This is a genomic window from Paraburkholderia ribeironis, from assembly GCF_900019265.1.
GTDB classification, from domain to species: Bacteria; Pseudomonadota; Gammaproteobacteria; order Burkholderiales; family Burkholderiaceae; genus Paraburkholderia; species Paraburkholderia ribeironis.
On record NZ_CYGX02000040.1, the window covers coordinates 1 to 24,940 of the forward strand.

A 24,940-nucleotide genomic window follows, 5' to 3' on the forward strand; every position below is an offset into this window, starting at 1 on the left:
TGCTCATAGGATCTAGGCATAACCTGGCCGATCGGACGAGCTCAGAGCGTGCGCGAAATCAGTTAGACTCGACGGCAGCTTGCGTCTGCCCCTTCAACCGCGTTTTCTCAGTGAACGGAATTCAGGTAGTCGATGCGCTATTCGGTTGAGATAAGAAAATTCCTCTACAGCCAGTACTTCTATGGCGGCCTGCGCATCGCAGTCGGCGTATCGTTACCCGCGGTACTGTGCCTGATCGTGTTTCACAATCGCGAACTGGGCTTCACGATCGCCACCGGCGCGCTCGGCGCGTGTGTCGTCGATATGCCGGGGCCGCTCAAATACAAGCACAACGAGATGCTGGCCTGCACGGTGATCGGCTTCCTGTCGGCGCTCGCCACCGGGCTCGCCACCGTGAACCCGATCGCGCTATGGTGCACGGTCGTGCCGCTCACCTTCGTGCTGTCGCTGATCGTCGTGTACGGCAATCGCTGGCCGCAGATCAGCTTCGCGACGTTGTTCATGATGGTCGTGACGCTGGAGGAACACTTCACGCCGATAGAGGCGCTCGTCAACGCGTCGTGGATCCTGCTGGGCGGTCTCTGGTACACCTACTGGTCGACCCTCGTGAGCCGCTGGATGATGCATCGCATCGAACAGCAGGCGCTCGCCGAAAGCGTGTTCGCGTGCGCCGACTATCTGCTGGCGCGCGCCGCGTTCTACGATCTCGACAACGATCTGGACGAGTGTTATCGCGTGCTGGTCGACCGGCAGATCGCCGCGGTGGACCGTCAGGAGGCCGCACGCGACATCGTCTTGCGCAGTCTGCCGAGGCTCAAGCGCGGCAAGCTCGAACCACGCCGCGCGATGCTGTTCAATCTGTTCATCAATACCGTCGATCTGCACGAGTTGTTCGTCGGCGCGCACACCGATTACCCGATGGTGCGCACCACGTTCGGCGGCTCCGATCTGCTGGTGTTCTACCGCGACCTGATTCGCAAGGCGGCCGAGGATCTCGAGGAGATCGGGCTCGCGGTGCTGCAGAACCAGGCGCCGCGCAAGCGCGTGAACGTCAAGGCCGAATTGCGCGCGATCGAGTTCGAAATCGAGCTGATGCGCAAGCAGGAGCTCCCGGTCAAGAACCCCGAGGCCTACGCAGCGGTCTCGGCCACCTTCCGCCGCATCTGGAGCGCCACGCGGCTGATCGACAAGATGCGCAAGAGCCTGTCGAGCGAACCCAGCGCGACCGAGACCGAACTGCGTATCGACCAGGCGCTCAACCGCTTTGTGTCGAGCCGGCGCGTACCGTTCGGGCAAATCTTCTCGAATCTGACGATGGCTTCGCCGAGCTTTCGTCACGCGCTGCGCGTGACGATCGCGGTCGCCGTCGGTTTCTGGCTCGGCCGTTTGCTGCCGCTCACCAACGCGTACTGGATCGTGATGACCACCGTCATCATTCTGAAGCCCGGCTATTCGCTCACCAAGCAACGCAATGGGCAACGGATCGTCGGCACGCTGATCGGCTGCGCGGCGAGCATCGCGTTGATCATCTTCGTCAAGGAACCGCACATCCTTCTGGTGGCGATGTTCGCATCGATGGTGATGAGCTACAGCCTGCTGCTGTTCAACTACACGGCGAGCGTGGTGTTCACGTCGTCGTATGTGCTGTTGCTGTTCCATCTGCTTGCGCCGGGCAGCCTGCGCATCATCGGCGAACGCGCGATCGATACGGTGGTGGGCTGCGCGATCGCGATCGCGGCGAGCCACCTGTTCCCGTACTGGGAATACCGTTTGATGGGCAAGCTCGTCAACAACATGATCGGTGCAACGCGCCAGTATCTGGAAGCGAGCTGGTGGTGGAGCGGCAAGCCGGCCGCCGCGGTGGTGGCCACCGTGACCGAAGCCGGCGCGCGTGCTCCAGCCGCAGCGATGACCGATCCGGCGAGCGGGTTCGGCAGCCCCGCACTGACTGCCGCCGCCGGCGCGGCAAGCTCGGGAACGAGCGCCGCAGCCCGCGCGAATACCGGCACCGGAGCAGCGCCGGTTGCCGAGACGGTTATGGATGCGGGTACCAGCGCGGGCACCAGCGCGGTCAGCAACTCGACTGCGCGGCCGGCCGCGGGCGCGTCCGCTGCTGCCGCGGCCGCCGCCACCGCACTCGCTCGCGATTACCGCTACCGGCTCGCGCGCAAGAACGTTCATGTGGCGTTCGCCAATCTGGGGCAGGCGTTTCAGCGCATGATGCTCGAACCAAAATCGGCGCAGAAGTTCGTGCCGGAACTGAACGGCCTGCTGGTGGGCAGTCACGTGCTCGCGTCGCAGATTACGGCGGCCGCGCCATTGCTACGCACCTCCGCGCAGCAACGGCAGCAGGCCGAAGATGTATCGCTGCAGCCGCTGCAGCGCGCGTTGAACGTGGTGCGAGACAACCTCACCGAAGCGGAAGCCGGCAGTCCACTGCCTGCCGAACAGGCCGAGCAGATCAAACTGCTGAACCGCGAACTCGACGCGATGGTCATCGAATCGGAGAAGTCGCCAGAGTACGCTGCGGATGCCGTGCACGACATGAAACTGCTCGCTCATCAATGCAAGCAAATGCTGACGGCTGCGGCGCGGATTCGTAAGGACGCCAGCATGATTCGCCTGCCGGCGGAGTGAGATGGGAAGGTAAGACCGGACGGTGAAGCGGCAAGACAGGACATGGCGTGTCGCGTGCGGCGCGCTGCCTGGCCAGACTCTTGCCAGCGAATTTGCACTACTGCGGCACTACTGCGGCACTACTGCGCCGCGCCGCTGGCGGGCTTCAGGACGGTCGCCGCCGCGGCCACGCCCGATGAAATCAACGGCGCTGCGGACGCGCTCTGGTTTTCGAACTCGTGCTTTTCACGAATCGCGTTGTAGACGAGCGTGAAGATCACCACCAGCATCGCAACCACGATGAAGACAGCAATGCCAAAGGTCGGGTTCTTCTTGTGCGGCGGTTTGTTCATGAGGTGGGCCCGGTTCGGGAAGCGGTAGCAGATGGTGTCTGGGAAGGCGGCATTCTACGCCCACTGAGCGCCCACTGAGCTTGCACATGGCTTGCGATGAACGCGCGGCGCATCAGCCGCATTGCCTGTGCGCAGTGTCATGCAGCAAACCCCGCGCCTGCCAGCCACCGCTCACCTCCGCCCACCGCTAGGTGAGCGTCGACGAGCGCACCGGCAGCGCCGTCGAATACTTGATCTGCTCCATCGCGAAGCTCGAACTCACGTCGTACAGCGGTACGGCGGCGATCAGCAGTTTGTAGACGCGATCGTAGTCGCCGATATCGGACACCACCACGCGCAGCAGATAGTCGGTTTCGCCGCTCATCCGGTACACCTCCACCACTTCCGGAATCGCCTGCACGGCGCGCGTGAAGGTTTGCGCCCACGCCTCGGTGTGCTGGTTGGTCCGCACCGCGACAAACACTGTCGTGCCCACGCCGAGCTTGCGCGCATCGCACAGTGCGACCTGGGCGCGAATCACGCCCGCTTCTTTCAGCCGTTGCAGCCGCTTCCAGCAAGGTGTTTGCGACAGATTCACGCGCTGCGCCAGCTCGGCGATCGGCATGGTGGCGTCGTCCTGCAACAGCTCGAGCAGCTTACGGTCGATGATATCCATTCCCATCTTTACCCCCCCTCATAGGAAATTATTCTACTTTTAACGTAACAAGGGGAATTATATGGAAACTCTTTCTCCAGTCAAACAGGTATAAATATCGCCGTCCGAATTAACCAACAAGCAACGTACACGTTGCACCACGATCATGAGCCAACACCTTCGCGCGCCCTTCTTCGACCGTCTTGCCAACTATTGCCCGCCACCGGCGCAACCGGCGGTACAGGCTCAAACGCCCGGTAGCGTGGCAGCGCCCACGCCATCGCGCGACGACCGCGACACACCGCTCACGCGACTGTGCGATACGCTCGATGCGATGTTCGACGCCAGCGCGAAATTTCCCGACCCATCGCACTCGACGTTCTTCGCGCGCAGCATGCGCATCGCGCTCGCCGCAGCGGCCGCAGACCCGGCGTTGCTCACGCCGTCGCAACGCGAGGGTTCGGTCGAGAATTACCGGCGTCATCTGCTGGCCGCCGATCCGCACGGCCGTTACGCGATTGCCGCGCTCGTGTGGCAGCCGCGGCAGGCGAGCCCGGTGCATGCGCATCACACGTGGTGCGGCTACGCGGTGCTGGAGGGCACGCTGAGCGAAACCATCTTCGAATGGAACGGCGCGCAGCATTGTGCGAGCGCCACGCGCAGCCAGGCGCGCAAGCGCGGCGCGGTGTCGTTCGTGCGCGGCGGCCGTGGCGGAATTCATCGGCTGGGCAACAGCAGTGATGCACCGGCCGTTTCATTGCATATCTATGGCGTGCCGGGCGCGCAGATCGCGACGCACGTGAACGACGTCGTGCGCGCGGCCGACGCAGCGGAGTTTGTCTGAATGGGTCTGAGCCTCGCGCGTTGACTCGTGCGTGCCGCCCCTTCCGCGCAAGCACGGGTCATCTCGACGCAGCGCGATGACGTTCGCGGCGTCAGGTTTTGTGGAAACTCATTCGTCCCGGCAACACGCCGGTACACCACCAACCGCGATCATCAACTCTTTCCTCCCGCCTCCCCAGCGGTAGGAATCTGCGGCGGGACTGGCGCGGTCTGTCCGGTCGGTGGCGGTGCGGGACGCGGCTCGTGCGACACATCGCGCGCCACGCCGAGCGGCACGTGCACGTCGCGCACCGCCGCGCCCGCCCCAGCCGGCGCTTGGCCATGGGCATGCCCATGCGCAAGGAAGCCGGACATCTCGTCGTCCTGCAACGGCTGCCCTTCGCTATCCTTCGACGACGTATACAGGCGCATCTGCGGCACCGGAATCTCAATGCCCGCTTCGTCCATCTTGCGCTTGAGCCGCAGATTGAACGCCCGCGCCACGCTCCATTGCTGCAATGGCCGCGTCTTGATCTGGCCTTTCACGACCATCCAGTTCGGATCGAAACGGTCCAGCCCCCACACCTCGATCGGCCCGAGCATCTCGCGTCGGTAGCGGAAGTCGGCCATCAGATCCGCGCCGACTTCACGAATCAGTTGCGTGACCTGATCGACGTCGGCGGAGAATGCCATTCGCACTTCGAACACTGCGTAGGCAAAGTCGCGCGACAGGTTCTTGACGATCTTGATCTGCGAGAAAGGGATCGCGTGGATCGCGCCCTGTCCGTCACGCAGCCGCACCGTGCGAATCGACAGATGCTCGACCGTGCCCGCATGGCCGCCGTCGACGTCGATCCAGTCGCCCACCGTGATCGTATCTTCGATGATGATGAACAGCCCCGTGATCAGATCGGTCACGAGCGACTGCGCGCCGAAGCCGATCGCGAGACCGATCACGCCGGCGCCCGCCAGCAGCGGCGTAACGTTGATGCCGAGATTGGCCGCCGTGACGATGGCGGCGATCGTCATGATCGTCACCAGCAGCACGTTGCGCACCAGCGGCAACATCGTACGGGCGCGCATGCTCGGACTGCGCGCCTTGTTGCGCGGACTGCCTGGATTGAGCGCTTCCGTGATCCCCGTATCGACCAGAATCCACAGCAGCCACGCAATGAACACAGTGGCGATGATCGCCGTCACCGCATGCGCGATGCCGCGCGCCGCGACGTTTTCCTCGACCATCGCCACCAGCGAGACGCCCCACAGACGCGCGGCGAATTCGAAGAAAAACAGCCAGATGAACAGCGTCAGCAACGTGCCGAAAAAGCGCAGCAGGCGCGTCAGATACGGCGAACGGCGACGCGCGCGCGCACTGCGTGGACGCGTCATGCGCAGCACGATGGCCGACAGGAAAAACGCCAGCACCAGCAACAGCGCCGTAACCACCGAGATCTGCAGCACGTCTTCGCTGGAGCCCGAGCCGCCGAGCGTGGCGGCCACCGATGCCGTGGCCAGCACCAGCACGGGCACGTGCCACAGCGCGGCCAGCACCTCGAATGCGTCGGTGGCGGCCTTGTGATCGTTGCGCTGCTCGTAAGACCGGTTGCGGATCAGATGCGCGACCGGGCGGCGAAATGCGACCGCGAAATAGCCGGTCAGCACGGCCGCCGACATGTTGGCCACCGTCGAAATCAGCGCGGCGAGATTCGATCCGAGCTGTTGGGCGACATCGTAGTTGACGGCCGCGTCGCCAAGCGCGCCGCACACACCGATGAGGAACAGTACGCGCCGCGCGTGATCGATCAGCAGGCGCACCGCGACCCGCCGATGCCCTGAGCCAAACAGCGAAAACATGATCAGACAGATCGCGGAAAACACCGCGCCGGCGACGATCGCATAGGCCACCACCATGCCGAGCGTACGGCCGAGCGCATCGGGCATCGCGCGCATGAACAGGAGCGCCGCGACGAACGCGATGACCCATGGCCCGACCCGGCGCAGCGCGAAAATCAGCAGCTCGCGCGTGGTCGGATTCGGACGCAAGCCCATGACGATGCCAAAGCGCCGGTGCAAGCGATGCTGCAAATAGATCAGTGCGCCGGCGCACGCGCCCCAGCCGCTCAGCATCGCCAGCATCGAAAGCAGAATGCGGCCGAAGCTTTCCCGCCCCTGGCTGGAGATGATCGTGTACAGCTCGTTGCCGGCCGCATTGAAGCGTCCGCCCCAATAACGCACGGGCGTGCGGCCGTTGTGCACGTCGGATTCGAACGACGCGATGCCCGAGGCGATCGCGCCGAGCAGGCCGGGGCTCGGTTGCGCGGGCGCCGGCGGCCCGACCTTATGCGAGACGTCGCGCAGCTTTTTGAGCTGGGCGACCAGTGCGGTGCGCTGACGGTCGTTGTCGAGCGTGGCGATCACGCTGTCGAGCGAGTGCGCCAGTTCCGCCTGGCTCGCCGGCGACGGCGCGGACGCCGCCTCGGCGGCCGACGCGCCCGATGTGCCGGACGCGGGCGTGGCCGTCACGGTCGCGCTGTTGATCAGACTCTGCAACGCCGGGATCACCGGCGTGCTAGTGGGGGCACCGGCCGCCAACGCTTGCACGGGGAGCCCGCCGAGGCACAGTAGCAACACGGTGCACAGCGCGGCCAGCCACGCGCCGAACCGCGCCTCGAGCGGCGGATGCGGCGCGGGCGACGGATGCGGCGCGTGCACCGGGTGCGCGTTGGCGCGCGCACCCTGGCGCAGCTCGGAAGCGGTTTGATCAGAAGAAAAACGAAGAGTGGCGCGGGTCGCCGGCTGGCCGCCGCTGGACGGCGCAGCCTCGGACTCACGCCGCGATGGGCATGACTGCATGGCAATCCGTAGGAAAACGGCAGACGCCAGTGTAGCCGCAGTTTTAGCCGGCGCGATCGAACATGCGTAACCGAATGTTAGGGCGCTTGCGCGAGCTGCAAAACACGTGGACCGAAGCCGGCAGTGACTTCAACGCACGCGTGCGTCGCGTGCGTCCGTGCGCGTCAATGCATCAATGCATCAATAAGCCACCGTCGCGATCTGCCGCACGAAACGGCCCTGCTCCACTTCATCGACGAACGCGATCGCGTAATCTTCGGCGGAAATGCGGCTATTGCCTTGCGCGTCGACGAGCAGCGTATTCGCGCCCGTGCGGAACTTGCCGGTGCGCTCGCCTGGTGCAATCAGCGCGGCCGGCGCGAAGAACGTCCAGTCGAGATCGGTAACGCCACGGTAGTAGTTGAAAGCGTCGCGGTGCGCGAGCGCGATCGCCTTAAATGCGTCGGGAAAGCTGTCCGTATCGACCAGCTGCTTGCCCGGCGCGACTTCGAGCGAACCCGCGCCACCCACTACGACGACGCGCTTCACCCCCGCCGTGCGCACCCCTTCGACGAGCGCCTGGGTCGCCCGGGTAAGCGCCGCGAGGTCGTCCAGCGGCGGCGAATACGCGCTCGCCACCACGTCGTGACCGCGCGCCGCCGCGGCGACGCTCGCCGCGTCGAGCAGATCAGCCTGCGCCGCTCGCAGGTTTGCGATGCCGGCCGGCACGCGTGCCGGATTGCGCGCCAGCGCGCTCACCTGATGCCCGCGACGCGCCGCTTCGGCGGCAATCCGCGCGCCGATCATGCCGGTTGCGCCAAACAAGGCGATCTTCAGTTGCTTGCTCATTTCACGACTCCTGTGATTGGCCAATATGTAACCACATCGATTACATATGTACCGGAAAAAATAGAGGCGCGAGCCCCCGTGTGTTTTCAGGCGCGTGCTTTGCGATAGCTGAACACGCGCCTGCCCTATTGCTTCGTTGCTGCGTCACCCGTGCGAACGCCGTTTGCGTTCGCGCTGCTTCTCCGCGCGCACCACGTCGGCCGTCGCGTCGGCCAGCGTACGCGCGCCGAGCGATGCCTCCATGGCCTGCTGCGCTTCGTCGATGATACCGCGCAGCACGACCTGAATATTGCGGCCGACCATGCACGCCGGATTCGGCTCCTCGCGATGCAGCGCGAACAACTGCGTGTCGTCCACCGCGCGATACACGTCGAGCAAGCTGATCTGCCCGGGCGCTCGGGCCAGCAGCGCGCCGCCGCCCGAGCCGAGCTGCGAGGTGGTCAGGCCCGCCTCCGCCAGCATGGTCAGCAGCCGCCGGATCAACGCGGGATTCGTGTTCACGCTGCCCGCGATCATCTCCGACGACAGCGGCACGCCTTCCTGCAGCGACAGTAGCGCGAGCACATGCACAGCAAATGCAAACCGGCTGCTCGTATTCACAGCGAACCCGCCCGGCAACGACAATGTGTAACCATAGTAATTACATTTAATCCGGCTGTCAAACGACCCTCAGACGACCCTCAGAAACGACCCTCAGCTGGCCGGACCCAACCGGCCACCATCTCACTTGTCCATCTGCTTTTGCGCGTCGGCGGATTCGCCCGAGGCCGATGACGAAGCGGACGATGTCGAGTTCCGCGCCGACCACGCCTGCAATTTGCGCCCCGCTGTTTCGAGGCTTTGACCGGTTAGCGACGCCGCATTGGTGAGTTGCGCATTGGTCGCGCTCGCCGCGTTTTGCAGATTGGCCCGGGCGCTCGACGCGAGCGCGCTGGGGTCGATATTGATCGACGGCGCCGACGCGGATTGGAGGTTCTGCTGCGCAGCGGCCTTGGTCGCGTCGGCCTGCTGGCCGACGTAGCTCGCCGCCTGATCGAGTTTCTGACCGGCGAGCTGGGCGGCATCGTTGAGCTTGCCGGCAGCCTGCCCGGCCGAAGCGTCGTTCTTCTGGCACGCAGCCAGTCCACCGAGCACGACGAGCACGAACGCGGCACGGCGCAGCAACGAAGAATGAAGAGATGAATTCATGATGAATGTGAGCCGCGTCGAGCGGCTTCGCGTATACGAAAACGCGCCCATGATAACGCCGTTGTGGCTCAGGCTCGTGTCGGCGTGCAACTGGCCGTCCGTTCATCCGGCGCTGCGTCATGCGCCCGGGGCTCCTGCGGCGCTTCGGTCAGAGGTATGGCAAGCGTGTCGATTGCATGCGCCGTCGCGCTTCTGTCAAACGCGATGCGGTAGACTGGCCGAGCATCGATGATGCATCGATGAGCGTCGATGAATGTCAAGGTCCGTGCTGTGTTCCGTTGATCAACTGGAGGCATACGATGGCGGCAAAAAAGATTCTGTTCCTGACCGGCGACTTCGCCGAAGACTACGAAACCATGGTGCCGTTTCAGGCGCTGCAGGCCGTTGGCCATGTGGTCGACGCGGTCTGTCCGAACAAGAAAGCGGGCGAGCGCATCAAGACCGCGATCCACGATTTTGAAGGCGACCAGACCTACACCGAAAAGCCCGGACATCATTTCACGCTCAATGCATCGTTCGACGACGTCGATCCGCGCCAGTACGACGCGCTGGCGATCGCCGGCGGCCGCGCACCGGAGTATCTGCGGCTCAATCCCAAAGTGATCGACGTGGTGCGCCAATTCGCCGAAGCGGGCAAGCCGATCGCCGCCATCTGCCACGCGGCGCAACTGCTGGCCGCCGCCGACGTGATCCGCGGCAAGCGCATTTCTGCCTACCCGGCCTGTGCGCCCGAAGTGAAACTGGCGGGCGGCGAGTATGCCGACATCCCGGTCGACGCCGCGATCACCGACGCCAATTTCGTCACCGCGCCTGCGTGGCCGGCGCATCCTGAGTGGCTGAGCCAGTTTCTCGTGCTGCTGGGCACGCGGATCGAACACTAAGCTGCGTCCAATCCAGCGCTGAACCGACGGCGAGCGCCCTATCCTTGCGGCCCACAGGCGCTCGCCCGAACGGAACAAAAGTGGCGTGAACCGCTCGGCCAACGCAACTCACAGAGTTGGCGTGGCACAGAACGCCTGTGCGACTACGACCGGCACCCCTCCCCTTCGACCATCAGATTCACTCGTCCTTTCCCGTACGTGCCTGGGGCCGCAAGCCACATGCGACCCGCACCATTCCTAGCGCCCGCTCGCCTCCTGGTACGAGGCCGATCAGTTCGAGGTGAATCACGGTGGCCATCAGCATGACCGATAGCATCGACTCGCCGATGACCCGGGCGAATGCGATTCCAACGGCGCCGTACCGAGGCGCAAGAACGAGCGCCGCCACCAGATTGACCAGTCCTGAGCTGATGCCCACGACGGCAAGCAGACGGTCCTTCCTGCGTGGCACGAATATGTAGCCCGCCACGAAGTCGTTGAAGGCAGCGAACGGGAACATCCACGCGAAAATCTGCAGGACGTGAGCGCTCGGTTCAAAGGCGACGCCGAGTATCAGCGGCAACACGAAAGGCGACAGCGACAGCGCGCCACAGAAAATCAGCAATCCGTATCCCATCAGCAGGATCGCGCCGCGCCGGGTCGTTTCGTGCGCGCCTTGCATGTCGCCTTGTGCGAGCTGCCGCGTTATGGTGGGAATGAACACCTGCGCAGCCGGGCTCATCAGCGCGAGCGCGATCGTCGCGAAACGTTCAGCCGCGCCGAAATAGCCCACCTGATCGGGCGTCGACAATAGCGTCAACAGGTAGGTCGACGATGCAGTGAATATGACAGAACCAGATGAGTAGAGAAAAAGCATCGTCGAATTTCGCACGAGTGGAACGATGCCCGCCAGCCTCAGACGCGGCCAGCCCAGCTGATAGATCGTCAGACCGTAGGCAATGATCGACGTCGCCACACCCGCGATCAGGAGACTCGCGAGCACCCATACGGCGTCGTTGGGTCCTCTTACGAGCGTCAGAACCAGCACAAGGCTCAAAAGAAAGCCCAACACCTCGATGACGATTGGGGTTCGAAACTGATGACGTCCCTGAAACAGCCAGCCGAGATTCATGCCCGACACGATTCCCAGCAGCGTGGCAAGCACACCGATCAGAGGACTTTCGGACAGGACCGGCGAACACATCGTGGCAACGAGGCCTATACCTCCACCTACCAGACCATGCCCAATGCGCGCGCTCACATGCAGCGAGAAGATTTCGTTACATTCCGCGTCCGATTGCGCTTTCGACACGTCACGCATGCCGACAGCGCTGAAGCCGTAGTTCACCAGCATCCATATCACGTTCATCAGCGACATCGACGCCAGTACCCGGCCGTACCCAGCTACACCGAGCACCCTGCCATAAAACGGCACCACGATGATGAGGTATATGTACCTCACCAAATAGCCGCCGTAGACAAAGCTGATAATCCGAACGCTCTTTCGTCGATCCATTCTTCCTCCGTGCATGCGTGCTGGACTTCAGCGCCCAGCCACGCAACAGCGGGCCAGCGGGTTGACGATACGCCGCGCCACCCGCCCGGACAATGGCGAGTGACGGACGAGATGCAAACGCGAAGGCACCGGCGCGCCAGATCTTCTCTTGAGGCTCGAGAGGCTGCAGAATGAATTCGCGACTGTGGCGTGTTGAGAGTGCGAGACAGAGACGTGATTCATTGCTATTTCGACGCAATCCGCAGGTTTGATCGATCGAAGTTCCACGACCGTGAAGTTATCGACATGCTACAAGCATTCGAAGTGCCACGCGGCGACCATTGGGGAGGGAAATGGGGAAAAGGAAGCACACCGCGCGCTCGCGCACAGGGCTCGTCGCATCGCGCATGCCCACTCTACAGAGCCTTCCGCGATTGGGCAAAGCGGGGAGTGTCTTCGAACGAATTCAAAAACCCGACGAATCGCCGCGCCGGATTTTTCTATTCACGTTTAGGTGAAGGGTAGCCTGCAAAAAATGCGCCACATCGCCCACGGCATAAATTCGGGTGTTATTGGCCGATTACGCGGAATCCCGTTACGGGGGCGCCGGTTCCTCGGAAGGTTGGCGTAGAGCCGATGTTCCAGCGCCACGGCAAACAACCGATGCCGCGGTTCCAGACAGCGGCAAGACCCGCGCCTCGAATTCGTCGCTATAGCGCCGGCGACGTCGACGTCGACGTGTCGAGTATGCTTCTTCTTCGACAGTGTTCGCATGGCCGCTTACTCGTTACGCTTATTCGCTAAGCGGACACGATACGATAAAACGCTTCAGCAAAACTCAAGTGAGTTCCCCCGGCCGCTTATTGTCCAACCGAAAAGAGCGATTCATCTGATCGTCGACGGACTGCTCGCGCATAAGAATGCGGTCCCAAGAACTTTGTCGCCAATATGCAGCGCAAGTTGACGTTACATTGCCTGCTGAGTTACGCACCGGACCTCAATCCGGATGAATTGGTGTGGAGTCACGTCAAGCGCATCGGCGTCGTGCGACGCCCTCTTCGAAATGGCGAAAAGCTGGGCCCGAAAATTCACGGACAGCTTTCAAAATTTGGCCGCGATCCGTACCTCGTACACTCTTTTAGGCATCGGTCTGTCCGCTATATTTCTCACGTGTGAGTAAATTCGCGTAATACCGGCCGATATCGTGGAACACATGGGGAAGTTGTCGCCCGAAGAGGCGCGGCGCAGCAGTCTCATGCTGCCGTTTTTATGGGCCACCGCGTAGAATTGAGGGCACGCCCGAACATACGGACAGGCGTAGTTCACGCCCACTCAATCGCGCGGCAATCGCCTTGTGCAGAGTCGCACGAATCTCCATAATCGGCGTTGAACATGCTGCTCGTCGCGAGTGAACTGCCCCGGCAACCGTGGAAGCTGGTTCCTTTGACTGATACCGGCACGGCGCGGCGCTATTCTAGAGTTGCTGATAGTGATTGCCGCAGCTTCAGCGTCCGGCATTTAGCCGAAGGGTTCGATCCGCCGATGGTGATTGATCCGCGTCACCATTCCAGCGTAGCCAGCTCGACGGATTCGCGTGTTTTCCATGGAGCGCGCCGATGAATCAGATCAGCCTTGCACAGGCCTTTAACCAGCGAAGCAGGCCATCCATGTCACTGACGATGAAGAACATCTTCGAACATATCGACTGGAATCAGCTGTGCGACCAGATCGTTGTCTTCGCGTTTACGTCGTCACTGTACGCAGCGATCCTGTATAACTTCGGGATCAACAGCCCATTGCTGGCAGGCATTGTCGGGCTGACCCTTATCGTTGCGATCGTCGTATACGGGTATCTGTCGCATGCCAAATGGCGCACGACAATCTTGACTCTACTCTTCATCGCAATCGTACTGCTTGGCTTTGGTTACTCGCGAGAATTCAGTTACGACGGCTTGAATTACCATATCGCGACGCCTCTCATGCTGGACCACAGCCTGAACGGTGTTGCAAGTGCATCTGCGCCGGGCGGTGTTTTCTGGGCGACGCACTATCCAAAAGCATTCGAGTACTTTGCGTACACAGCCAACGTTCTGGCGACGCGTTTCAATAGCGGAAAGGCTTTTACATTGTTGCTTAGCATTCCTGCGCTTTTTTCTCTATTGAAATTGTTCCAGACAGCTGGCATAACCGGCAGAACCGCGCTGATTACAGCGACTATCTGTGTTTACAATCCGGTAGCGATCGGCCAGCTAACCACGTTTTATGTCGACGCGGCAAATTACTACTGCTGGACTATCTTCTCCGTCAATTTGCTCTTTGCGCTCAAGAGCAGGGCCTACTCGAGGGTGCAACTCGGCATCGCGCTCGTGCTGCTGATCGGATCAAAACTAACGGGACCAGTGTTAGCGGCAATCTCCATCCTGGTGTTTTTCGTGGCAGCATTCGTCGGCGGAGAAAGAAGCGGCTTTTTTCAGAAATACAAAGGCGTCATTGGACAGTTGGCGATCTGGTCGTTCGTCGCCGTCGCGATCATCGGTTATTCACCGTACGTAGAAAACGTTGTCGGCGGCAAGAACATTTTCTACCCCGTGCTTGGCAAGGATAAGGTCGATGTAATGTGGGGAAAGGCGTCAGCGCATTTTCTTGGCATGAACCCGCTGCACAGGCTTCTCCTGTCATATTCTTCGGTGCCCAGCAATTGCAGCTCGTGCGGGGAATCGGAGCCTACCTTTGTGCCGTCACTGTCACATCTGCGCGATGCGTTCATTGCGTTGCATACGGCCGATACCCGTTTCGCCGGCTTCGGTCCGTTCTTTGGAGTGATGCTCATAGCGTCTTTGGCTTCATTCTTCTGGAGGAGAAAGGACGCGGACATTGTAAAAATCTACCTGCTCGCAACGCTGGTAGTTGTTATGACTCATCCTCAATCGTGGTGGGCCCGTTATGTTCCGATGTTCTATGTCGTCCCATTTCTCATCATTGCGAGATTTTCATCCAGTCGAAGGCTACTTCACATCGTAATTGCTTTTGGCATCATGAACTCGGTTCTTGCTATAGGTAGCGTCGCCGGTTATATCATCCTGAAGCAAACTCACTATAAAAACGCAGTGGCTTCAGTACGTACTCTCTGCAATCAGCGTCAAGTCGTGCTGACGCCTTCGGAGATGAATTGGGAAGCTGACCTGCGTGACGACCGTCTCGTCGTCGCCGTAAAAAGCGAACCAGAAGCACCTGATTGCCTCATCGATTTTGACAAGATGATGATTATGAAGAAGTAGATCCTGCTTTCGACCAATGACCCGGCGTCGGCGAAACTGCTCGCTTGATGACGCCGGCCTGATGACCGCTCGCAGATGGAGACGCGCTGGCTCGACCTAAATCTTCGAGCTCCATCCTGACCGAGTGACCTGGTCTGCTCGCGGTGAAAGCAGGCCAGGCCAGTCGTCAGATGCGGACGCTCACATTCCTAGTTGTCGGGGTGGCTTGAGGTGAAGTTCGTGAATGCGGTGTAAGGAGCACTGATCGGCGAATTATTGATCATAATTCCGTAGGTATTGTTCCCGCTATCCAGCACGTAGTACATCACAGACTGGATGTTGTGCGTCTTTCTCGCCTGATAAAACTCGCCCAATTGCGTCGTAATGTAATTGGCACGGAAAGCTTCAGTTTGCTCCGGTCCCGTGTTCCATTCGGAAATGATGAAAGGCACCCCGTACCTTGCCTTGCAATATGTCGGCAGGTCAAACCTGGGACCCTGCCCGTCTGACCCAATGTTGAAAATATCGCCGTACGCATCGTAATTGTGCCAGGTCGTGATATCCCAGCGCACTTTAGGATGGCCCGTACTGCCATCGGGTTGCATGCCTTCCCACAATGCGTCTGACGCGCCAATATCCGCGACGCAGAAATTGATAGCACACTTTGCGGAAGGCTGAACCGATTTCACACCATCAATCAAGCCGCGCATGACGCCGCGCATAGCCGGCCAGTTGGCATTGTTGAAATCCATTGCCAATGTACCCGCGTAGGTGAAGTTCATCACCGTAGCGTTTTGCCGCGTGAGTTCGTTGCCGCACTCGTACATAGTCACGCCATACGGCTTCAACGCGGTAGCGATCGTCTGCGCGGCCGCATAGCTGGCCGAGTAGGCCGGCGACTCGCCAGAATAAACATTCCCGCTGGAATCGTACACACCGATATCGATGAGCACAAGAAGTGAAAGTCCGGCTGACTGGAAGGCTTGTGCAATTTGAACCACAGCGTTGATCTGCCGCGGGTCGCTAGAGCAACCAACGCGATAGAGGGTACAGCCCATGGCCTTCATGATCGAGACGAGTTGCGCAGGCGTGTACGTGTAGTCGTAGTGTCCATTCATCCCATAGAAGTTACCCGCCGCAGGCGCAACCGGGATGCGCGGATCATTGCAGGCCAGCCACTGGGCCTTGACATTTCGTACGTCGGCGTTGACGTAAAACTGTCCGCTCGTGTTGCTGCAATAGATCTTGCCGCCGTACCAGAGTACGAGCGATACGTTGTAGTTGTTGCCTGCAACAACGCCATTTGTATAGATGACACCGTTGACCAGAGTCCAGACTGCACCAGTCTTGTCGATGATGCTCGATGCGGATGGCATCGTGGTGCCGTCCGGAGAGGTCGTGCCGAGGCGCGGATCGCCGGTGGCCTCCCACACCGAACCGGTCCATTGGTAGAACTGGCCGCTCGTGTTTTCAACGTAGATGTTGCCGTTGTAGCACAACGCGAGAGTCACGTTGTAGTTGTTGCCTGCCTTTACTCCGTTGCAATAGGCCGAGCCGCCCGAAAGGGTCCAGGTGGCTCCCGTGCCATCAATCAGAGAGCTTGCCGGCGGCATTGCCGTACCGTTCGCAGAAGCGCTCTTTGCCGTAGCGCTCGCGTTCTGGGCGGTGGCGCCGGAGGTATTGCCGCTACCGTCTTCCGAGCCACCGCCGCCACAGGCGCTCAAGAGCAGGCTTCCACCCAATGCCGTCAGGGTACCAATAAATTGTCGTCTTTTTATCATTGCGGATTATTCCATAATCGGGGAAATTTCCCGAAAATATTTCGTAAATTTGTTTTCCAGATTTTCAATCAGCAAACGAGAGCAACATTTAATTCGTACTGCTTATCGATCAGGAAATCCATCTGCATTTCATGAATTATTCTGCAAGCTTTATCAAACCGATAAGAATGCCGTTCGATTGAACGCGTCAATTCAACAGACGCGCGCAGGCCAATACGACGAGCGAGCCAATTCGCGCGTCAGAAAGATCAATCAACGGTGGAGACAACATGACTACGATGCCTGTGCTGCCGAGCGGCCGACGGCACCTGAAGCGCAAAACGTTTCCTTCAACAGAAAACATTTCCCGCATCGCCCGGCAAATTTTTCGTACTGCCGTCGCGATCGGGGTAAATACTACGGTCCACATCCGGAAAAAAAAAGAACAAATAGTACTTTTCGGCCAAATAGCAGGAATTTTTCCGATATCGTCCATCGTCGCAAAAATTCCGGCCCTCTCGTATTAATCGGAGGGTTGGACACCCTCTGCTTTTGCGACTTCGACCCTATGACGATTAGGTCTTAATTGCCGCACACTTTTGCGTGCCGGTAAAAAGTCCCGCGCACGACGTATAGGTGAGCTGATGCCGAAATCGTTTTGGGGAACTTGCTGGGCGAACCGGCGAACCGGAGTACGCGTGGAATTAAATGTGCATTTGGCAGACAATCAACATTTAACGTCGTATTCCGCAGAACCGGCCAGACGAATGAAGTGGCTGATCGGCTGCTGAGTTTTAAACGGATTCACTGCACAAAACGGTTTCGCCGCACGCCAGCTGATTCGCAAAAGAATCGCCTATTAAGCGCAGCGTTTTATGTTCCGCGCGCTTCATCCTGCGTCTTTGCGGCGTGTCCGTTCACCAATCCGATGAATCGCCATATGGAAATTCAAAAAGACTGATACAGGTCGCTCAGCTGTGGCGTCGTGCCCGTTGTCCATCAACGGCTTGCTAATCCGCTCCCTGCTCTTCGCGCTCTACTGCTCGTTGATGGCGATCGGGCGAGCGAAAGTTGAATACTGACTGGACGCTCACGCAGTCCACGATACGGTGGATTCGACAGCCGTCTGACAATTCGACTTACAGCGTTCATGCGTCGCCGGGCAGACATTCGCGTGGTTCGCGCGCCGGATTTTCAGGCTCAATATGGCGCGGTATTTGTCCATCCGCACTACTGGGACGCGCGACGCAACTCCCCGACTGGACCATTGACGGCACCCTCGTTGCGACGACATCAACATAGCTGAACGGATCGTCGCGCCATTTCGTGATGGTACTTTGCAGGTGAGTTGCAATTTCCGTCATTGGACCACTTTCGCCTTGTTGCCCGGCCTTTGCGTCGGTCTGTTCAATTTGACCGTGATTGAAATGCTCCTCAAGGAACCGGAGCACGAGATTGGGGTCGCCGCCTAACCGTGCCATATGATACGGCGACCACTCCACGAGAATCGCATCGGCTCTCGCAAGCGTTCGCCTGCCACCAGCGAATACGAAAGGCTCCGCACCCTGCGTGTCGATCTTCACAAATACGGGCCCAGTCAACTCGATCGGCAGATCGTCCAGCCTTGCACAACGGACCTCTATGATCTTGCGCCCCACTTCATCCTGTTTTGCGGGCAAATCAGTTTCGATGTGCAGGCGATGATCCCCCAGATTGCCGTCCGCAATTTCGAACGGCAGCATGTCTTCTCGTTCATGCAATGCAAGCTTGTAAGTCTCTACATTGGACGCCGGGCAATTTTCGGCAATATTGCGCACCAGATTTCGATAGTTGACCGGTTCCGGTTCAAATGCATAACACTTTACATGCTCGTTGTGCTGCGCAATCGGAATCGTCGTCATTCCGATGTTTGCGCCGATGTCGAGGTAAGTTCCGCCGGAATCTGCGAAGAACAGCTTCAACCGTTTGGTCAGCTCGGGTGCCCAACGCCCGGTCTCAGCGTATTTCTTCAGTATGTTCAGATCGTTCGAACTGCTCGTCATCGTGCCGTATTGTCCGCTGGCGGAGAGCTGCACGACATTGAGCTTTCGCGCAAGACTGGAGAGATACAGATAGCCGCACTCCCTCACGAGCACACGATCCTCGAGAAGAGACTTCGCAATCATGTGCCGAAGCCTCAAAGGGAGCAGTGAAGTAACTGCGCCGGTGGCCGAAAGGATGATCTTTTTCATAGATGTAGCATACAAAAGAACGCTGCATGCGCAATAGCCTATTCGTCTCCGCACATTCGGCAATGCCATCGGCGAAATCGGCCATTCATGCGTAGACCGCAAAATCTGTGCTTCGCACGCGTGTGCAGTATGAGATCGCCGGGGATCGTGGACAGGGTATGACCGACAGATTGGCAAGCCCGTTTCTATTGAAACGGACGCCTATTGCGTCATTCACATCGCTAACTGGCAGGGTGCTAACCGTGCTTGCCTCACCAGAGGTACCCGAGGGATGGAAGCGCTAGCTATTGATGACGCGCTGTAGACGCCGATCGAACTGTGACTGCCGCCCCCAAGGCCGCGGCGCAAGACGCATCCACGCGCACAGGACCACCTCCAGCAAACACCGACTAGCGGAGCTTCACTGCACCACCGGCCTCTCTGCTGCCTTCTCCTGACACACGACAGTTTCAAAGAACTCTTCATAACGCCGGCAACACGCATTCCAGCCGAATTCTTCAATAGCCAGACCATTGCCCGCATTGCGAGCAATCGTCGGCCACGACTCGCTGACCGAACGCACAAGCTTCGGGAGATCGGCAACGTCATTGAACAGAACGACATTGTCGAACTTCTCCGCTGCCCAAATCATGAAAGGAGTCGAACTCGATATGAGCAACGGCACGCGTCCGATGGCCTCGAAAAACGCGCCGCTCACCAGCATTGAATCGGCCGCATGCGGCAGGATGAGCACGTCGCTATCGACAATGCTCTGCGCAAACTGCGCATCGGACAGAAATTTGGCATCCAGCCGTACGACATCGCGGAGTGACCGCTTATCGATAATTTGATTCAGCGTGGCGAGGTAGGCTTGCGTGCCTTGCCCGGCGATATACAACTCGCATTCGCTTGGCCAGACATCGAGCACGGCATCAATCTGCTTGTACGGGCGAATCACGCCGAGCATCGAAAATAGTGGCGTCGCCCGATCCGTCTTTGGGATGGTCAACGTCTGGCCAGGTGCATCCCAATACAGCGGATGTGGCAGATAGCGCGCGTCGTAGTCAGCCTCGAATTTTGGCGCATGAACGACACGGAAGTCCGCCAGCCGACCCACGAACGCAATGATTCGGGTCGACAATCGCCTGTTGAAGCCAACCGTGTCGTGGACCGCGTGATCGTGTATGAAGTACACGACCTTCGCCCGTCCAATCAGCATCAATGAGCAGTAAAACGCAAACAGCAGGGAGCCGGACAAGCTCAATCTCGCTCTGCCTTTTGCTCGCTTGAATGGCCGGTATTCGAGCCAATGAAAAACAAGAATATTGTTCGGCTTGAACAGTTGAACGAATCCACCTTTCAATAACCCCTTGATGGAAAGCGGAACGACGTCGTAGCCGATCGATCTATACAGATCCTTTTGGATTTCTATATAGCGATTTGTAGGGTTGTAGAATGGACATATCATCACGCGCGGCCGGCCCCCCTTTGCCTGACCGCTGGCAACTGCGGTACCTGCTTCCTTGGTGGACTGCGTCATTAGTACATCTCCGGTTGAGCTGTACGTTGCGAGACAGATGAAAGCGCACGCGGAAGACCAGCAAGGTCACGGCCTAAATTTTTTCCAAAAGTATGAAGAGAGCCAAGTGTTGATTTAATGCGCCAGTCACGCACCGTGCGTCTATTAGCTTGCAGCAAAAGCGATTTGCGCGGGCAATCAAATTCCGCCAATCAGTAGGCGTAATTCCGCAATACGGATCACTCCCCTTTTCGTTCTGCGAGTGCGCCGCTGTGCATTTCGACATCAGCGCGCACTACCGGGCAAACTACTGGGCAAACTACTGGGCAAACTACTGGGCAAGATTGACCATATCCTTGGCGGCTCTAACACCGATCTATCGACTTTTTTACTTCTGCGATTCGCTGAATCCGGTAATAGCGATCGGTGATTTCGAAAGAAGCCAATGTGCTGGCAATGAAGCAAAGCACCTTCGACTATTTTTGCCCCGACTCACCCCAAAGATCCCGCATTTGAGACTCGTCTGATAGTTCGCAGCACGGAGCTTTCCTATAGTCGCGGCTGACTTGGGAGAGTTTTTCGATGGAACTGATCGACTGGATCATCATCCTTGCCATCGCGTTGATCGCGATTGCGTTTTTCTGTGCACGCATACCGGCCAGCTGGTCACACGACAACCGCGCACGGCGTCTGACCGGCGCACGCATGTTGATTCAGGCCGCGTGTTCGTTGTGGGCGGCGTTGCTGATCGTCGCCCGTGGCGTGTTCGCGGTGAATGGTCTGGCTGGCCTGCGGCCCACGCTGGCCGAGATATTGACGGGCGCCGCCATCCTGGTTGCCTGTGGTTGTTACTGGTCGGTGCGCGGCAGCAGGCTGCTCAAGCCACGGCGACTCTTCGCTACGCATTGAGCAAGGTGCGTCGAGCCGTGCGCTGACCGCCGCGCGCCGCCTATCGCGCCGAATCGTGCTCGTTGCGCCGGCCGCGCCGGCAGTACCGGTCACGTTTAACGCGTTTGCCGCACTCATCGCGCACTTATCGCGCACTCATCGCGCACACTATTGCGCACCCTTATTGCGGACCCTTATCGCGCATTTTTACCGCGTGCTGATCCCAGGCGAGACATCGACGGAATGCGCAGCCAGGCTGCCATTCGCGCCGGCACGGTCGTGATCTTCGCGGTCCGCGCGCCGGTCCCGCGCGTCCCGAACCGCTGGAACGCCGGCCGTATCCAGCAACGCAAGCGTCCCGCGAGCCCGTTCTTCGGCCTGCGCGCTGGCTTCGGGCAGCGACAGATAGAACGTCGTGCCCACGCCTTCTTTCGACTCTGCCCAGACGCGCCCGCCGTGCCGCTCCACCATGCGGCGCACCAGCGCGAGGCCGACGCCCTCGCCGGCCGTCGCATTGCCGTGCAGCCGCTGAAACGCGTTGAACAGCCGCGGCAATGCAGTCGCAGAAATGCCGAGCCCGTTGTCGCGCACGTAGAAGATCCGCAACGAATGCACGCCCGGTGGTGCCGGCGTCGTGCCGATTTCGATGCGGCCTTCGCGCGCCGGATCGAGATAATTCACCGCGTTACCCACCAGATTCGCGAACACCTGTTCGAGCGCGGTGGGGTCGCCCCATACGGCGGGCAACTCGCCGATGCCGACGTGCGCGCGGTGCGCACGAATCGAGCCTTGCATCGCATCGGCCACGCGCTGCACGATATCGCCCACATCCACCCTCTGGCGGCGGTACTCCACGCGTCCGACCCGCGACAGCCGCAACAGCGCATCGATGATGTGCGACGCACGCAAGACCGCCGTCTGCAGGTAACGCAGGGCTTCGCCGATGTCTTCGTCGATCACCCGTTCAATGCGCTCGCGCGTTTGCGCTGCAAGCGACGACTCGCGCACCGCCGCGTGCAGTTCGTCGCAGGCGCGGGTCAGTTCTTTCGAGAAGCCTTGCAGATTCACCAGCGGCGCACGCAAATCGTGAGACACGCTGTAGATGAACATTTCGTTTTCCTGGGTCTGCTGCCGCAGAGTCTCGTTGATGCGCGCCAGTTCGTCAGCCCGGCGCGCGAGATCCGCGTGAAAGCGCGCCTGGATACGCTCGGCTTCGAGCAGCCGCCGGCTCGTCTCATGCAAGGTCAGATCGAGGCGCGCGATCTCGTCGCCGCCCGGTTCGATCGGCGCCAGCGGCCCGTTGCCGGCGAGGCGCCCGGCGTTGTCGGACAGCAGCGCGAGCCGGCCTCGCACACCGCGCGTGAACAGCCAGACGGCCAGCGCCACGAACAGCAACGAGCCGAACGCGGCCGCGACGATCAATGCCTGCTGATGTGCGCGCGCCGCGTCGGCGGCGTTCGAGCGCAGCGTGTCAAGGCGCCGCTCTTCCGTCTGGAACGCCACCAACTGCCGACGGAAGCGATCCAGCACGTCGGTCTGGCCGAGATCGCGCAAGCGCTCGAGCACATCGCGCCGCCGGCCTGAACCAAGCATGTCTTCGATGCGATCCGACCATTGGCGATAAGCCTGCACCGCCTGCCTCACCTGGACTACGCGCTCGACCTGAGCGGAGTTGTCGGCGACCAGGTCGGCCAGTTGATCGATGCGCCGGTCGACGTCCATCCAGACCGTCACCGGGGTGGCGAAGTGGGTGTCGTCGGCGAGCACCGCGCCGCGCCGCGCAGCGCCACCGATTCGCTCAACACCGGCTCGAGAATCGCGGTGCTCTGGCGCAGCACGTCTTCGCTATGGATGGCCCAACGCTCCGCCTGCGCCGCGTCGGACTGCGCCTTGACCAGGCCCGACAGCAGCGCCAGTTCGAAGACGGCCGGAATCGCGATCAGCAACAGGCCTCTAGTGGTCAGTCTCATGCGTGCCCATTGGTTCGGTGGCCGGCGGATCATGCAAGGGTCGGCACATTATGTAGGCGTTTGCACGGGAAGACAAAGATGGTGCGGCCCCGACCAGTAGCGAGGCGGCATCTATTCGAAGACTGCCGGCAGGCGCGCGCCAACCCGTCAGCATTCCGAATGCCGTTGTAATTAAAATCGAATATTTCGCCCTTATCTGGGTCATCCGGCTCGAAATGGAACGTGCATGCACTTTAATTGTGCTTTTCATGCATTTGACGGTGCAGGGTCGCGCCCCAATCCAAACCGCCGCACAGTGGGCGAATCCCATCGCGGTGCGGCATTGCACCGATTCGACGCCGTCCGGCACAACTTTGGCCCACTTCTTGCGTTCAATGCCCGCTTTTTGGCATAAGCGGGACAGATCGATGGAAAGTTTGAAAACCGGGACCGATACCCTGTTTCTTTTGCTGGGCGCCGCGATGGTGCTGGCGATGCATGCGGGCTTCGCGTTTCTCGAGCTCGGCACGGTGCGCAAAAAGAATCAGGTCAATGCGCTGGTCAAGATTCTGGTGGATTTTTCGGTGTCGACGATCGCGTATTTCTTCATCGGCTACACGATTGCATATGGCGTGCAGTTTTTCGGCAGCGCCGATTCATTGGCGGCGCACAACGGCTTCGCGCTGGTGCGCTTCTTTTTCCTGCTGACCTTCGCCGCCGCGATTCCCGCGATCGTATCGGGTGGCATCGCGGAACGCGCGAAATTCAATCCGCAGCTATTCGCGACCTTCGTGCTGGTCGGCTTCGTTTATCCGTTCTTCGAGGGGATCGCGTGGAACGAGCGGTTCGGCATCCAGGACTGGCTGGCGCAGGCGTTCGGTGCCCCGTTTCACGACTTCGCCGGCTCGGTGGTGGTGCATGCATTCGGCGGCTGGGTCGCGTTGCCGGCCGTGCTGCTGCTGGGCGCGCGCAACGGTCGCTATCATCGGGACGGCGGCATCGCCGCACACCCGCCGTCGAACATTCCGTTTCTCGCGCTCGGCGCGTGGGTGCTGACGGTCGGCTGGTTCGGCTTCAACGTGATGAGCGCACAGACGGTCGACAAGATCAGCGGCCTCGTGGCGGTCAATTCGTTGATGGCGATGGTTGGCGGCACGCTGACCGCATGGTTCGCCGGCCGCAACGACCCCGGCTTCACGTATAACGGCCCGCTGGCCGGTCTGGTGGCGGTCTGCGCCGGCTCCGACCTGATGCATCCGCTCGGCGCGCTGATCACGGGCGGCGTCGCGGGCGTGCTGTTCGTCTACATGTTCACCTGCGTGCAGAACCGCTGGCGGATCGACGACGTGCTCGGCGTGTGGCCGCTGCACGGTCTGTGCGGTGCATGGGGCGGCATTGCGGCGGGTATCTTCGGTCTGCACGCGCTCGGTGGAATGGGCGGCGTGTCGTTCGGCGCGCAACTGCTCGGTACGCTGGGCGGCATCGTGGTGGCATCGCTCGGCGGCACGATCGTGTATGGCGCGATTCGCCTGACGGTCGGTTTGCGGCTCGATCAGGAAGACGAATACAGCGGCGCGGATCTGGCGATTCACAAGATTTCGGCGACGTCGGAGTGAGTCCGTTGGCGCACGCGCTCCGTCTCGCGTAGCAGGGGTGGACGCGCGGGGTCGGCGCGGGCGGCCTGTGGCGGGTTGCTGGTTGCTGGTTG

At 60.3% G+C, this 24,940-nt stretch carries 17 protein-coding genes and 3 pseudogenes; 7 read left to right on the plus strand and 13 right to left on the minus strand.

Features of this window, described 5'->3' with window-relative positions:
• Positions 1–132: 132 nt before the first annotated feature.
• Complete coding sequence (locus tag BN2475_RS18285; protein ID WP_094780918.1) at positions 133–2,637, plus strand: FUSC family protein; 2,505 nt, start codon at positions 133–135, stop codon at positions 2,635–2,637.
• A 119-nt stretch (positions 2,638–2,756) separates the two neighbouring features.
• On the opposite strand, the gene BN2475_RS18290 is transcribed toward BN2475_RS18285, so the two are convergent.
• Complete coding sequence (locus BN2475_RS18290; RefSeq protein ID WP_094780919.1) at positions 2,757–2,969, minus strand: hypothetical protein; 213 nt, start codon at positions 2,967–2,969, stop codon at positions 2,757–2,759.
• Between the two features lie 187 nt (positions 2,970–3,156).
• The gene (locus BN2475_RS18295) at positions 3,157–3,630 is read right to left on the minus strand and encodes an Lrp/AsnC family transcriptional regulator (RefSeq protein ID WP_094780920.1); all 474 of its coding nucleotides are present in this window, start codon (positions 3,628–3,630) and stop codon (positions 3,157–3,159) included.
• 139 nt (positions 3,631–3,769) lie between these two features.
• On the opposite strand from BN2475_RS18295, the gene BN2475_RS18300 reads away from it, so the two are divergent.
• Positions 3,770–4,447 carry a cysteine dioxygenase family protein gene (locus tag BN2475_RS18300; protein ID WP_094780921.1) on the plus strand — a complete coding sequence of 226 codons (678 nt, stop codon included), beginning with the start codon at positions 3,770–3,772 and terminating at the stop codon, positions 4,445–4,447.
• A 152-nt stretch (positions 4,448–4,599) separates the two neighbouring features.
• On the opposite strand, the gene BN2475_RS18305 is transcribed toward BN2475_RS18300, so the two are convergent.
• From BN2475_RS18305 to BN2475_RS18320, 4 genes are all read right to left on the minus strand, one after another.
• Positions 4,600–7,278: a mechanosensitive ion channel family protein gene (locus tag BN2475_RS18305; RefSeq protein ID WP_094780922.1), complete on the minus strand. Its 2,679-nt coding sequence runs from the start codon at positions 7,276–7,278 to the stop codon at positions 4,600–4,602.
• Positions 7,279–7,458: 180 nt separating this feature from the next.
• Positions 7,459–8,106: an NAD(P)-dependent oxidoreductase gene (locus tag BN2475_RS18310; protein ID WP_094780923.1), complete on the minus strand. Its 648-nt coding sequence runs from the start codon at positions 8,104–8,106 to the stop codon at positions 7,459–7,461.
• A 144-nt stretch (positions 8,107–8,250) separates the two neighbouring features.
• Positions 8,251–8,706, minus strand: a complete 456-nt coding sequence (locus BN2475_RS18315; RefSeq protein WP_094780988.1) for an Rrf2 family transcriptional regulator — start codon at positions 8,704–8,706, stop codon at positions 8,251–8,253.
• A gap of 123 nt (positions 8,707–8,829) precedes the next feature.
• Positions 8,830–9,294 carry a BCAL1086 family glycoprotein gene (locus tag BN2475_RS18320; RefSeq protein WP_094780989.1) on the minus strand — a complete coding sequence of 155 codons (465 nt, stop codon included), beginning with the start codon at positions 9,292–9,294 and terminating at the stop codon, positions 8,830–8,832.
• Between the two features lie 299 nt (positions 9,295–9,593).
• Here BN2475_RS18320 and BN2475_RS18325 point away from each other — a divergent pair, with 299 nt between their 5' ends.
• Positions 9,594–10,175 carry a DJ-1/PfpI family protein gene (locus BN2475_RS18325; RefSeq protein ID WP_094780990.1) on the plus strand — a complete coding sequence of 194 codons (582 nt, stop codon included), beginning with the start codon at positions 9,594–9,596 and terminating at the stop codon, positions 10,173–10,175.
• A gap of 178 nt (positions 10,176–10,353) precedes the next feature.
• Here BN2475_RS18325 and BN2475_RS18330 read toward each other — a convergent pair whose 3' ends face one another.
• The gene (locus BN2475_RS18330) at positions 10,354–11,670 is read right to left on the minus strand and encodes a lipopolysaccharide biosynthesis protein (protein WP_094780924.1); all 1,317 of its coding nucleotides are present in this window, start codon (positions 11,668–11,670) and stop codon (positions 10,354–10,356) included.
• Between the two features lie 853 nt (positions 11,671–12,523).
• Between BN2475_RS18330 and BN2475_RS35595 the strand changes: the two are divergent.
• A pseudogene (locus BN2475_RS35595) lies at positions 12,524–12,825 on the plus strand (transposase); the annotation flags it as partial.
• A 342-nt stretch (positions 12,826–13,167) separates the two neighbouring features.
• Here BN2475_RS35595 and BN2475_RS35600 read toward each other — a convergent pair.
• Positions 13,168–13,292 (minus strand): annotated as a pseudogene (locus tag BN2475_RS35600) (IS3 family transposase); the annotation flags it as partial.
• Here BN2475_RS35600 and BN2475_RS18340 point away from each other — a divergent pair.
• Entirely contained in the window at positions 13,266–14,927 is a 1,662-nt protein-coding gene (locus BN2475_RS18340) for a hypothetical protein (protein WP_245841382.1), read from the plus strand. The pseudogene BN2475_RS35600 and the gene BN2475_RS18340 overlap by 27 nt on opposite strands.
• 188 nt (positions 14,928–15,115) lie before the next feature.
• Here the strand turns inward: BN2475_RS18340 and BN2475_RS18345 are convergent, their stop codons facing one another.
• The 4 genes from BN2475_RS18345 to BN2475_RS18355 form a co-directional block, all read right to left on the minus strand.
• On the minus strand, positions 15,116–16,687 hold the full coding sequence (locus tag BN2475_RS18345) for a hypothetical protein (RefSeq protein ID WP_094780925.1): 1,572 nt from the start codon (positions 16,685–16,687) through the stop codon (positions 15,116–15,118).
• 187 nt (positions 16,688–16,874) lie between these two features.
• The gene (locus BN2475_RS33670; RefSeq protein ID WP_143325808.1) at positions 16,875–17,162 is read right to left on the minus strand and encodes a hypothetical protein; all 288 of its coding nucleotides are present in this window, start codon (positions 17,160–17,162) and stop codon (positions 16,875–16,877) included.
• A 652-nt stretch (positions 17,163–17,814) separates the two neighbouring features.
• Positions 17,815–18,897 (minus strand): FkbM family methyltransferase, encoded by a 1,083-nt coding sequence (locus tag BN2475_RS18350; protein WP_245841384.1) that lies wholly within the window; start codon positions 18,895–18,897, stop codon positions 17,815–17,817.
• 400 nt (positions 18,898–19,297) lie between these two features.
• Entirely contained in the window at positions 19,298–20,416 is a 1,119-nt protein-coding gene (locus BN2475_RS18355) for a glycosyltransferase family protein (RefSeq protein ID WP_094780926.1), read from the minus strand.
• Between the two features lie 561 nt (positions 20,417–20,977).
• Here BN2475_RS18355 and BN2475_RS18360 point away from each other — a divergent pair.
• On the plus strand, positions 20,978–21,304 hold the full coding sequence (locus BN2475_RS18360) for a hypothetical protein (RefSeq protein WP_094780927.1): 327 nt from the start codon (positions 20,978–20,980) through the stop codon (positions 21,302–21,304).
• A 186-nt stretch (positions 21,305–21,490) separates the two neighbouring features.
• Here BN2475_RS18360 and BN2475_RS18365 read toward each other — a convergent pair.
• A pseudogene (locus BN2475_RS18365) lies at positions 21,491–23,253 on the minus strand (sensor histidine kinase).
• A 407-nt stretch (positions 23,254–23,660) separates the two neighbouring features.
• Here BN2475_RS18365 and BN2475_RS18370 point away from each other — a divergent pair.
• Positions 23,661–24,848, plus strand: a complete 1,188-nt coding sequence (locus BN2475_RS18370) for an ammonium transporter (protein WP_094780928.1) — start codon at positions 23,661–23,663, stop codon at positions 24,846–24,848.
• Positions 24,849–24,940: the final 92 nt, after the last annotated feature.

Coding starts and splice junctions, on each gene's coding strand:
- BN2475_RS18345 (WP_094780925.1), bottom strand. CDS start 16,687: ATGATAAAAAGACGACAATTTATTGGTACCCTGACGGCATTGGGTGGA.
- BN2475_RS18285 (WP_094780918.1), top strand. CDS start 133: ATGCGCTATTCGGTTGAGATAAGAAAATTCCTCTACAGCCAGTACTTC.
- BN2475_RS18360 (WP_094780927.1), top strand. CDS start 20,978: ATGGAACTGATCGACTGGATCATCATCCTTGCCATCGCGTTGATCGCG.
- BN2475_RS18330 (WP_094780924.1), bottom strand. CDS start 11,670: ATGGATCGACGAAAGAGCGTTCGGATTATCAGCTTTGTCTACGGCGGC.
- BN2475_RS18350 (WP_245841384.1), bottom strand. CDS start 18,897: ATGAAAAAGATCATCCTTTCGGCCACCGGCGCAGTTACTTCACTGCTC.
- BN2475_RS33670 (WP_143325808.1), bottom strand. CDS start 17,162: ATGGACGATATCGGAAAAATTCCTGCTATTTGGCCGAAAAGTACTATT.
- BN2475_RS18325 (WP_094780990.1), top strand. CDS start 9,594: ATGGCGGCAAAAAAGATTCTGTTCCTGACCGGCGACTTCGCCGAAGAC.
- BN2475_RS18340 (WP_245841382.1), top strand. CDS start 13,266: ATGAATCAGATCAGCCTTGCACAGGCCTTTAACCAGCGAAGCAGGCCA.
- BN2475_RS18370 (WP_094780928.1), top strand. CDS start 23,661: ATGGAAAGTTTGAAAACCGGGACCGATACCCTGTTTCTTTTGCTGGGC.
- BN2475_RS18310 (WP_094780923.1), bottom strand. CDS start 8,106: ATGAGCAAGCAACTGAAGATCGCCTTGTTTGGCGCAACCGGCATGATC.
- BN2475_RS18295 (WP_094780920.1), bottom strand. CDS start 3,630: ATGGGAATGGATATCATCGACCGTAAGCTGCTCGAGCTGTTGCAGGAC.
- BN2475_RS18320 (WP_094780989.1), bottom strand. CDS start 9,294: ATGAATTCATCTCTTCATTCTTCGTTGCTGCGCCGTGCCGCGTTCGTG.
- BN2475_RS18290 (WP_094780919.1), bottom strand. CDS start 2,969: ATGAACAAACCGCCGCACAAGAAGAACCCGACCTTTGGCATTGCTGTC.
- BN2475_RS18300 (WP_094780921.1), top strand. CDS start 3,770: ATGAGCCAACACCTTCGCGCGCCCTTCTTCGACCGTCTTGCCAACTAT.
- BN2475_RS18305 (WP_094780922.1), bottom strand. CDS start 7,278: ATGCAGTCATGCCCATCGCGGCGTGAGTCCGAGGCTGCGCCGTCCAGC.
- BN2475_RS18355 (WP_094780926.1), bottom strand. CDS start 20,416: ATGACGCAGTCCACCAAGGAAGCAGGTACCGCAGTTGCCAGCGGTCAG.